General features: G+C 70.0%; 5 protein-coding genes. All 5 read left to right on the top strand.

What is annotated here, in order from left to right; all coding sequences use genetic code 11:
* Positions 1-220: 220 nt before the first annotated feature.
* Entirely contained in the window at positions 221-6,277 is a 6,057-nt protein-coding gene (locus RT309_RS10240) for an Ig-like domain-containing protein (RefSeq protein ID WP_313356766.1), read from the top strand.
* Positions 6,278-6,336: 59 nt separating this feature from the next.
* Entirely contained in the window at positions 6,337-7,308 is a 972-nt protein-coding gene (locus RT309_RS10235) for a MoxR family ATPase (protein ID WP_313356765.1), read from the top strand.
* Positions 7,308-8,570: a DUF58 domain-containing protein gene (locus RT309_RS10230; RefSeq protein WP_313356763.1), complete on the top strand. Its 1,263-nt coding sequence runs from the start codon at positions 7,308-7,310 to the stop codon at positions 8,568-8,570. The genes RT309_RS10235 and RT309_RS10230 overlap by 1 nt, the downstream gene beginning before the upstream one ends.
* Positions 8,567-10,954 (top strand): transglutaminase domain-containing protein, encoded by a 2,388-nt coding sequence (locus RT309_RS10225; RefSeq protein WP_313356762.1) that lies wholly within the window; start codon positions 8,567-8,569, stop codon positions 10,952-10,954. The genes RT309_RS10230 and RT309_RS10225 overlap by 4 nt, the downstream gene beginning before the upstream one ends.
* Positions 10,951-11,444, top strand: a 494-nt coding sequence (locus RT309_RS10220) for an RDD family protein (protein WP_313356761.1), incomplete at its 3' end; no start/stop codon positions are given. The genes RT309_RS10225 and RT309_RS10220, both read left to right, overlap by 4 nt.

The following is an 11,444-nucleotide window of genomic DNA, read 5'->3' as shown; positions in this document are numbered from 1 at the left end:
GTCTCCGTGGCGGGGCTCGGCGGTCTGGCCCTCGCGCTGCTGAGCTGACTCCGGCTCCCCATGGGGATCTCTCCCCATGGGGAGCCGGAACACGCCCGAGTTAGGATGAACCGGTATGCCCGCCACGCGGCGACGCGGGGGCGGACCAGAGCTGTGATTCCGGGGGAAATTCATGAGGGCACTGTCGTGGGTGCGATCTCGACCGAAAGCCGCAGCATCTGTGGCAGGTGTGGCGATCGGCGCGGTGGCGCTGACGACCATGGCGATGGCGTACGATGGACTGCCCACCACGAAGGTCGACCTCAACGATGCCGGCGTCTGGCTCACGAAGTCGTCGAGTTTTCTCGTGGGGCACTTCAACCACGAATCCACGGTGCTCGACGGCGGCATGCGCGCGGCGAGCGACGAGTACGACATCCTGCAGGACGGCGGCACCGTGCTGGTGGCCGACAGGGGTGCGAGCACGCTCACGGCGGTCGACCCCGCGCGGATGGCGCTGAGCGACAGCGCATCGGTGCCGGGCAGCGCGAAGGTCGCACTCGGGGCGAAGACCGTGGCGATCCTCGACCAGAAGTCCGGCGACCTGTGGGTGACCGCGGCGAAGGCGCTGTCGGGATTCGACATCAAGGGGGCGGATCCGACGGCCGAGCTCGGCAAGGGCGCCGACGTGACGGTCGGCCGCGACGGCACCGTGTTCGCCCTGTCCGGTGAACGCGGCGAGGTCGTCGAAGTCCCCGTCGACCCCGACGGACTGCCGCAGGAGCCGACCTCCCGGTCGGTCGGCGAGATCGACATCAGCAAGACACCCAGCATCACGGCCGTGGGCTCGACGCCGATCGTGCTCGATGCCGCGGCCGGCATCCTGACGACACCGGGCGGATTCCGCACCGAGATCGACCAGGCCGCCGACGCCGTGCTGCAGCAGGCGTCTGCGCAGTCCGACGCCGTCGCCCTCGCCACGCCCACCGCGCTCGTGCAGGTGCCGCTCGACGGCGGCGACCCGGTCGAGACGCAGGCCGACGGCACCGGCAACCCCGCCGTCCCCGTGCAGCTGCGCGGCTGCACCTACGGTGCGTGGGCCGTCTCGGCGACCTTCATCCGGGACTGCTCCGGCGACTCCCTCGACGTGAAGGAGACCATCCCCGGCGCGGAGGAGGCCGCATCGCTGACCTTCCGCGTGAACCGTGACGTGATCGTGCTCAACGACATCATCGGCGGCGCGGCGTGGCTGGCGAACAAGAGCCTGCAGCGCGTCGACGACTGGAGCGTGCTGGTTCCGCCGGAGGGCGACAGCGAAGACGACGAGAACACCACGCAGGAGACGGTCGAGACCTCCCTGCCCGACCGCAAGGAGGAGAACACTCCTCCGACCGCGGAGGATGACCCTGACCTCGGTGTGCGTCCGGGCGGCACGACCCTGCTGCCCGTGCTCGACAACGACAACGATCCCGACGGTGACGTGCTGGTCGCGTCGCTGGTGGGCAAGCAGCCGTCGGTAGGCGAGGTGCGTCCGATCCTCAACGGCGCGGCGCTGCAGATATCCGTCCCCGACGACGCGACGGGCACGGCGTCGTTCGAGTACGAGATCGACGACGGTCGAGGCGGCAAGGACACGGCGATCGTCACCGTCTCGGTGCACGACGAGAAGACCAATGGCGCACCGCGAGCGAAGCGGGCCAGCAAGCTCGCCGTCGAGACCGGCGGCACCGTGTCGTACAACGTGCTGCCCGACTGGAGCGACCCCGACGGTGACGACCTGTATCTGAGCGGCGTGGTCGCGGCCGAGGGCGACGAGGTCGAGTTCACCACCGACGGCAAGATCACCTACCGCGCCGTGGCCAGCCTGCAGGGGCGCAAGGAGGTTCTCGTCCTCGTCTCGGATGCCATGGGCAAGACCTCCGAAGGCAAGATCCTGCTCGATGTCAAGCCTGAGGGCTCGACCAACCCGGTCACCAACGCCGACCACGTGGTCACCCGCGTGGGCGAGTCGGTGACCGTGTCGCCCCTGGCGAACGACACGAGCTCGGGTCGTGAGCAGCTGCGCCTTGCCCGCGTCGAGGACACCCCCGGCGCGGAGCTCGATCGCGACTACGCCAACCGCAAGTTCACATTCAAGGCGCAGGCGGCCGGCACCTACTACGTGCAGTACCTGGCGACGGCCGGCCCGAAGCCGGCGAAGGGCATCGTGCGGGTCGACGTGCTCGACAAGCAGCAGAGCGAACTTCCGCCTGTCGCGGTGCGCGACGTCGCCATGCTGCCCAGCGGCAGCGAGGCGCTCGTCGGCGTGCTGGGCAACGACAGCGATCCGGCCGGCGGCGTGCTGGTCGTGCAGTCCGTCACGGTCCCGCCCAGCAGCGGGCTTAACGTCTCGGTGCTCAACCACGAGACGCTGCGCATCAGCGATCAGGGTGGTCTCGACGAGCCGGTGCGCATCACCTACCGGATCTCGAACGGCAGCGCGTCGGCGGAGGCCGATGTGGTCGTCATCCCGATCCCCGCGCCGACCAAGCTGCTCGCCCCGGTCGCCAAAGACGACGAGGCCGTCGTGCGCGCCGGTGACGTCGTGACGATCCCGGTTCTCGACAACGACGTCCACCCGAGTGGCGACAAGATGCACGTCGCGCCCGACCTGGTCGAGCCGCTGGTCGACCCCGAAGACGGGGAGGCGTTCGTCTCGCAGGATGCCGTGCGCTTCCGTGCGAGCGAGAAGCCGGGCACGGTCTACCTCACCTACGAGGCCGTGGACTCCCGCGGCCAGAAGGCCGGAGCGCACATCGCCGTGCAGGTGCTGCCGGTCGACGAGGACGGCACCAACGCCGCCCCGCGTCCGCGCGATCTGACGGCCCGCACGCTCGCGGGGTCGAAGATCAACGTCCCCGTGCCGCTCGACGGCCTCGACGCAGACGGCGACTCGGTCGAGCTGATCGGGGTCGACAGCGCACCCGCCAAGGGCCGCATCGTCGAGCAGGGGGCGAACTACCTGACATACGAGGCGTACGACGACGCCAAGGGCGTCGACACCCTCAGCTACCGCGTGCGCGATCGCCTCGGGGCAGAGGGGCGCGCGACCATCCGCGTGGGCATCGCACCGCCCGAGGCCACCAACCAGGCCCCGTACGCGGTGAACGACTCGGTCGTGGTGCGACCCGGTCGCTCCGTGGCCGTGCCCGTGCTCGCGAACGACTCCGACCCCGAGGGCGATCAGATCGGTCTGATCAAGTCGGGCCTGACGCTGCCGCCGGACGTCGACGGGATGTCAGCGAAGATCTCCGGCGACCGGATCATCGTCACCGTGCCGGACAGGGCCATGGAGACCTCGCTGCAGTACACGATCAGCGATGCGAAGGGCGCGCGGGCGACCGCGGCGATCTTCGTGAAGGTCGACGAGGACGTCCCGCTGATGAACCCGATCGCGCGCGACGACCGTGTGCAGGTCGAGGACGTCGAAGAGGATCTCACCGTCGATCTCGACATCCTCCGCAACGACGAGGATCCCGACGGCACCATCGAGGGCGTCGACGTGACGCTCGAGGACGGCGCCCGGATGCTCGGCGACGGCAAGGTCCGCGTGACGGTGGGGGAGCAGCGTCAGCTGCTGCGCTACGTGATCACCGACCAGGACGAGCTCAGCTCGTCGGCCTTCATCTTCGTTCCCGCGCTGAACGAGCTGCGCCCGCGGCTGAAGTCGACCAAGCCGCTCGAGGTGAAGAGCGGCGAGACCAAGGAGATCCCGCTCGACAAGTACGTCATCGTCGCCGGCGGCGGCAACGTGCGCGTGACGGAGGCATCGAAGGTGAGCGCCTCGTTCGCGAACGGCGATTCGCTCATCAAGGACACCACGACCCTGGTGTACACCTCGAAGGACCGCTTCTTCGGCGAGGACGCGCTGACGTTCGAAGTGACCGACGGTGACGGACCTGAGGATCCGAACGGGCGCAAGTCCACGCTGACCATCCCCATCACCGTGCTGCCGCCCGACAACCAGCCGCCGACGCTGAGCAGCGCCGAGATGCAGATCGCACCGGGCGAGAAAGCGACCGCGCTCGACCTGTCGGGTCTCGCGACGGATCCCGATCCGAAGGACAACGGCAAGCTGCGCTTCTCGGTGACGACGAAGCCGGGCAAGGGCATCGATGCGCGCATCGACGGCACCACCCTCTACGCCGAGACCGGCTCCGAGACACCCAAGGGCACGACGGCCTCGATCGGCATCAGCGTGACCGACGGCACCACCGAACCCGTGCAGGGCTCGGTGCAGGTGGCCGTGACCGCGTCGACACGCTCGCTCGCCGTCGCGAGCCCCGACTCGGTCGACGAGGCCGACCAGGGCGAGACGATCACCGTGCCGGCCCTGGCCAACGACATCAACCCGTTCCAGGCCGAGGGCAAGGCGCTCAAGATCCTCTCGGCGGCCGTCGAGAGCGGCGAGGGGCAGGCCAAGGTCGCCGGCGAGGGAGTGCAGGTCACGTCGAGCAAGTCGTTCGTCGGCGTGATGGTGGTGCGGTACCGCGTCCAGGACGCCACCAAGGATCCCGACCGAGAGGTCGACGGCCGCATCACGGTGACCGTGCAGGGCGTCCCCGATGCCCCCGGCCGGCCCACGGTGACAGCCGTCGAGGACCGCACGGTGGTGCTCAACTGGTCGGCGCCCTCGAACAACGGCGCCGACATCTCGGGGTACACCGTGAAGTCGGTCTCGGGCAACCCGTACACGAAGACCTGCACCTCGACGACGTGCACCCTCGACGGGCTCACCAACAACGTCGAGTACACCTTCGCGGTGACGGCGACGAACCGCGTCGGCGACGGGCCGGCGTCGCCGGCATCCGGGATCGCGCGCCCCGACACCCGTCCCGACACGCCACTGCCGCCCAAGCTGAAGTTCGGGGACCGCGCACTCGACGTGACGTGGACGACGCCGACATCGAGCGGCTCGCCGGTCGAGTCGTACACGCTCGAGATCTCCCCCACCCCGCCGTCGGGGATGGGACAGAAGACCGGCGTGTCCGGCAACTCCCTGCGCTGGGAGGGACTCGAGAACGGCACGAGCTACACCGTGCGCATCCAGGCGCACAACCGGGCTCCCGACCCCTCTGGCTGGAGCATGTACTCGGCGGCCGAGATTCCTGCGGGTCCGCCCGGGGCGGTCGCCGCGCCGGCTGTCAGCAGCGCACCGTCGGTCGGCTCCGAAGCGCAGATGACCGTCAGCTGGGGTCAGCCCGACACGAACGGTGCGCCCATCGAGCAGTACGAGCTCGTGACGTACCGGGGCGGCGCCGAGGTGTCGCGGACGGCGACGGGCACGGCGACCTCGCAGACGGTGCGGGTGCCCACCAGTACTGCCGACTACACCTACGCGGTGCGCGCCAAGAACAAGGCCCCGCAGTGGGGTCAGCTGGGGCCGCGCTCGGCTCCGCAGCGCGCGTTCGGCCAGCCGGGCGCACCCTCGAGCGTCACGGCGACGCCGAAGGACCGTGCGATCGCCGTCGGGTTCACCATGACGGACGCGGCCCGAAACGGCGCCTCCGAGGGCGAGATGCGCTACCAGTACCAGCTGAACTCGCAGGCGTGGCAGGCGTGGGACGGGCGCTCCGACATCAGAGCCGACAACGGCACCCCCTCCACGGTGCGCGTGCGTGCCTACTCCGTGGTCGGCGGGCAGCAGTCCAACACCGGGCCGTCGACCGCGTCGAACTCCGTGACCCCGTTCGGTGCGCCGTTCGCACCGACCGGGAACGCGACCCCATCGGGCGACCGGTCGGTGCAGGTCACCTGGAACGCCAAGGGGTCGTACAACGGACGACCCATCACCACGTACATCAGCGTGGACGGCGGCGGCTGGCAGAAGGTCGGCGAGAGCGGCAGCAAGATCGTCGGCGACACGTACAGCACGCAGCACACCATCCGGGTGCGCGCGACCGCCTCGGAGGGCGGTTCCGCGGAGTCCGGCACCTACAGCGCGACCTCGGGCCCCAAGCCCGACACCACTCCGAAGGCATCGCTGTCAGCCGGCACCCCGGTGTCCGGATGCACGGTGGTCGGTGGCGGCGGGACCTGCCATCGCTTCAAGCTGACGACCAACCAGTACTTCAGGGCCGGCGACTACAACATCGAATGCTGGGCCGGGAACGACTACACGGGCAACAACGGCGGGTACTCGGTGAGGATCCCGTCGGGCGGCAGCGTTCAGATCAATTGCTACAACGGATACAGCACCGACAAGAGACTCAGGATCATCGGCGGCGATCCGGGCAACGCATACGGAACGTTCGGCTAGCCGATGCGCATTCGCCTCGCGCGCCAGCACCTCAGGACACAGACAGGAAGACACGTCAGATGAGCATGACCCCCGAACAGGCAGCCTGGTTCCAGGGCACCTTCCACCGCCTCGTCGAGAACGTCGACAAGGCCCTGCAGGGCAAGAGCGAGATCGTCGGCCTCGTCGTCGCCGCGATGCTCGCCGAAGGGCACGTGCTGCTCGAGGACGCACCGGGCACGGGCAAGACCAGCCTGGCGAGGGCGCTGGCCGCGACCGTGCAGGGCACCAGCTCGCGCATCCAGTTCACGCCCGACCTGCTGCCGTCCGACGTCACCGGCGTGACGATCTACGACCAGCGCGAGCACCGCTTCGAGTTCCACAAGGGGCCGATCTTCGCGTCGATCGTGCTCGCCGACGAGATCAACCGCGCGTCTCCCAAGACCCAGTCGGCGCTGCTCGAGGTCATGGAGGAGTCACGGGTCACCGTCGACGGCGTGACCCACGAGGCGGGGCGCCCGTTCCTGGTCATCGCCACGCAGAACCCCGTCGAGCAGGCCGGAACGTACAAGCTCCCCGAGGCCCAGCTCGACCGCTTCCTGATCAAGACGTCGATCGGGTACCCCGACCTGGAGGTCACCGAGCGGATCCTCGCCGGCGCCTCGCAGCGCAACTCCTCGGCCGGGCTGGCCGCGGTGATCACCACCAGCGCGGTCGCCGACATGGCCGACCTGGGCGCCAGCGTGCATGTCGAGCCCGCAGTGCTGCGCTACACGGCCGAGCTCGCCGAGGCGACGCGCGCCGACTCCGCCATCCGCCTGGGCGTGTCGGTGCGCGGGGCGATCGCGATGATCCGCATCGCGAAGGTGTGGGCCGCAGCTCATGGCCGGCACTACGTCCTGCCGGACGACATCAAGGCACTCGCCCGTCCCGTCTGGCAGCACCGTCTGCTGCTGGATGCCGAGGCGGAGTTCGCCGGAACGACGGCCGACAGCGTGATCGGCCGCGTTCTCGAGAACGTCGCAGCTCCCCAGGCCCGCGCCGCGGTCTGATGTCGCAGGCGACGGTGACGGAGGGGAGGGCCTCCGCAGGGCGGCAGGCGGGCTGGCGGGATGTCGCCGCCGTGCTCGGCGGGCGTGCGCTGCAGCGACTTCGGGTCGTCGCGCGCGTCGTGCGTCCGCTCGGATGGATGCTGATGGCGCTCACGCTGCTGTTCTGGATCGTCGGCGCCGCGCAGGGCTGGCGCGAGCTGGTCGTCGCCGCCTGGGTGATGGCGTTCGTGCTCGTGATCTGCGCGCTGTTCCTCATCGGCCGCACGCAGTACGACGTGTCGCTCGACCTCGCACGCACCCGGGTCGTCGTCGGCGAACGCGCGATCGGCGCGTTGAAGCTCGAGAACCGCGGCACCAGGGCGATCCTCCCGTCGCGCGTGGTGCTGCCCGTCGGCGCCGGCCGCGGCGAGTTCTCGATCCAGCGCCTCGCCGCCGGTCAGAGCGCCGAAGAGCTGTTCGCCATCCCCACTCAGCGCCGCGGCGTGGTCGAGGTGGGGCCGGTGAGCGTGGTGCGCGGCGACCCCCTGGGCGTGTTCGAACGCGCCCACCGCCGTGACGACCCCGTCGACCTGTTCGTGCATCCCCGCACAGTGCTGTTCGGCGGGCAGTCGCTCGGCTTCCTGCGCGACCTCGAGGGTCTTCCTGCCGCCGACCTCTCGCGCGACGACGTGTCGTTCCACGCTCTGCTCGAGTACCAGCCAGGCGACGACCTGCGGCACGTGCACTGGCGCTCGACGGCGCGCACCGGCACCATGATGGTGCGTCAGTTCGAGGAGACGCGCCGGTCGCACTTCGTGATCGGGCTCTCGCGTTCGCGTGGCGACTACCGCGACGACGACGAGTTCGAGCTCGGCGTCTCGATCGCCGGCTCGATCGGTCTGCGCGCGCTGCAGGACTCGCAGCGCGTCGACGTGCGCGTGCAGGGCCGCGAACTGGCATCCGGCACCGGAAAGCAGCTGCTCGACTCGCTCTCGACCGTCGAGCAGACCAAGGCACGCGAGGGCGGCATCGCCGAGCTCGCCGGCGTGGTCTCGGCCGCGATGCCGCTGGCCAGCGTCGTCGTGCTCGTCTGCGGCGACGCCGTCGACGTCGAGGATCTGCGCCGCGCCTGCGCTCGGCTCCCCTTCGGGGCGCGCGCGCTCGCCGTCGTCGCCCGGTCGGGTCTCGACAGTCCCGAGCTGCGCCGCATCGGCGACGCGGATGTCGTGACCGTCGGGGCCCTCGACCAGCTCCCCGCCGCACTGCAGAGGGTTCTCGCATGACCGCTCAGAAGACCGTCTCGTCCCGCCTGCGCCGCGGCTGGATCCTCGACATCGCCGCGGTCGGGATGCTGCTGATCGCCGCGCTCATCGGCTTCTGGACCACCTTCGCAGGTCCCAGCTTCCTGCTCGCCGCCATCGGCGGGGTCGTGCTCGGGCTCGCCGTCGCCGCCGTGTGCGCGTGGCGCGGCTGGGGCATCCTGATCGTCACCGGTGCGACCGTCGCCGTCTACTTCCTCTTCGGCGGTGCGCTCGCGCTGCCGCACACCGCGCTGCTCGGCGTCATCCCCACGATCGACACCGTGGTGGGCCTGGCGACGGGAGTGATCACCTCGTGGAAGCAGCTGCTGACCACGGTGGCCCCCGTCCCGGCCGCCGACGGCCACCTGCTCGTGCCCTTCCTGATCGGCCTGGTGGCGAGCGTGCTCTCGGCGTCGCTCGCGCTGCGGCTGCGTCATCTCGCGTGGTCGCTGCTGCCGATCGTCGGCGCGCTGTTCCTGGTGATCGCGCTCGGCGTGCCGACCGCCGCCTTCCCGCTCGTGCAGGGCATCGTGATCGCCGGCGTGGCAGCCGGCTGGCTGTCGCTGCGCTCGTGGTGGGCGCCGCAGTCGTCGGCGGTGAACGTGAGCGAGGCGGATCCCGCTCGTGCCAGGTACATGCGCACCCGTCGCCTCGTGGGCGGCCTGGCGGTCGTCGCCGTCGCCGCGGGCGCCGGCGCAGGGGTGAACGCGGTCGTCACCGATTCGGCGCCGCGTCACGTGTTCCGGGATGCGATCATCCCGCCGTTCAACATCCGCGACTACGCGAGCCCTATGCAGGGCTTCCGCAAGACGGTGCGCGACCAGAAGACCAAGACGCTGTTCACCGTGACCGGCCTGCCCGAAGACGGCCGGGTGCGCCTGGCGGCGATGGACGGCTGGGACGGCGTGGTCTACAACGTGACCGACGGCGGACCCGGATCATCCAGCGCGTTCCTGCCGCTGCGCAGCGACATGGCCGTCGGAGCCGACGGGGTTCCCGCCCGGCTGCGCTTCGAGATCGCGGACTACTCGGGGGTGTGGCTGCCCGGCACCACGATCGTCGACGACGTCACGTTCGAGGGTGCGCGCGCTGACGAGCTGCGCCGCAGCGCGTACAGCAATCCGGCGACCGACACGACGGTCGTCACCGCGAAGCTCAAGAAGGGCGACGCGTACACCGTCGACGCGATCATCGCGCCGAAGGTCGGCGACGAGCAGCTCAAGGACGCGAAGTTCGCGAACATCAAGCAGAAGGTCTCGTCGTACTCGCCGGAGGATCTCTCGGCGACAGCGGCCGACATCGTCACCGACGCCGAGACTCCCATCGAGCAGGCCAGGGCGCTCGAGACGTACTTCGCCGACGGCGGGTTCTTCAGCCACGGGCTCGAGGGCGAGGTGCTCTCGCGGGCCGGGCACACCGCCGAGCGGATCAGCACTCTCCTCGGCGGCGACCAGATGATCGGCGACGACGAGCAGTACGCGGTCGCGATGGCGTTGGCCGCGCAGGAGGTCGGCATCCCCGTGCGCGTGGTGATGGGCTACTACCCGGATGCCGATCGCAAGAAGGAGCCGGTGTTCGCCGCGACCGGCGATGACGTGCACGCCTGGGTCGAGATCGCCTTCGAGGGCTTCGGATGGATCCCGTTCGACCCGACCCCTCCCGAGGACAAGGTTCCTCAGGACCAGAACACGAAGCCGCGCGTCGACCCGAAGCCGCAGGTGCTGCAGCCGCCGCCCCCGCCGCAGGAGCCGGTCGATCTGCCTCCGACGGTGCCCGACGATCGCAAGCCGGAGGATGACAGCCTGAACGTGCTCGGCATCATCGGCATGATCCTCGCGATCGCGGGCATCTCGCTCGGTGTACTGCTGCTGCTCGCATCGCCGTTCATCGTGATCGGGGCGTGGAAGGCGGCGAGGCGCCGTGCCCGTCGCAACGCGCAGCGCCATTCCGATCGGATCAGCGGCGGCTGGGACGAGCTGACCGATCGCGCGATCGATCACGGAGCGCGCATCCCGCCGGGCGGCACCCGCGTCGAAGAGGCCGGTGTCGTGGCATCCGCCCTCACCGTGCCGGCGGCCACCGCCCTGGCCGAGCGGGCAGACGGCCAGGTCTTCGGACCGGGCGAGCCGACCGCCGACGAGGTCGAGGCGTTCTGGCGCGAGGTCGACGAGGCGGTGAGCGGCATGCGCGGCGCGGCCACCTTCTGGGGTCGGATGAAGGCGCGGCTCAGCGTGCGGTCGCTGACCGGCAACGGCCGGATGAGCGAACGCCTGCAGGATCTCAGGGATGCGGCCGCCGCGCGCGTGCGCCGTGAACCTGGCAACATCGACAAGAACAGCCCGACGTCCGAGAGCGAGACCCCATGACGACGATTCCCCTCGGCGATGTGGCGCCGATCTCGCGACGGGTCATCGCCTACGTCATCGATGCGCTGATCGCGGGCGTGCTGCCTCTGCTGGCCATGGTCGTGACCGTGACACTGACGGTAGGCGCGCTGCAGAACCCCGAGTCGGCCGCCGGCGCGATGATCTCGGTGGCCGTGGCCGCTGGTGTGTTCGGTCTTCTGATGCTCGCGTGGTTCGTGGTCTACACGCTCATGCAGACCGGACGCGGGTCGATCGGCATGCGGGCGCAGCGCATCCGTCTCGTCGGAGCTGACGACCTCGCCCCGATCTCCTTCTGGGGGGCACTGCTGCGCAACGTCGTGTTCGCCGTGACCGGAGCGTTCGTGGTGGGGATGTTCTCGCCGCTGTTCGACGGGACGGGCCGCTATCAGGGCTGGCATGACAAGGTCGGCGGGGCGGTGATGCTGGATGCCGCGGCCGTGCCCGCGCGCGACGCCGCAGCGCCGACGAC

The organism is Microbacterium sp., assembly GCF_032084865.1.
Taxonomy (GTDB): domain Bacteria; phylum Actinomycetota; class Actinomycetes; order Actinomycetales; family Microbacteriaceae; genus Microbacterium.
Note: the sequence above shows the minus strand (reverse complement) of the source record. Positions and strands in the feature narration are given on the sequence as shown.

Bases quoted from the DNA above. Each gene is read 5' to 3' on its own strand.
- RT309_RS10235 (WP_313356765.1), top strand. From the start codon at position 6,337: ATGAGCATGACCCCCGAACAGGCAGCCTGGTTCCAGGGCACCTTCCAC.
- RT309_RS10230 (WP_313356763.1), top strand. From the start codon at position 7,308: ATGTCGCAGGCGACGGTGACGGAGGGGAGGGCCTCCGCAGGGCGGCAG.
- RT309_RS10225 (WP_313356762.1), top strand. From the start codon at position 8,567: ATGACCGCTCAGAAGACCGTCTCGTCCCGCCTGCGCCGCGGCTGGATC.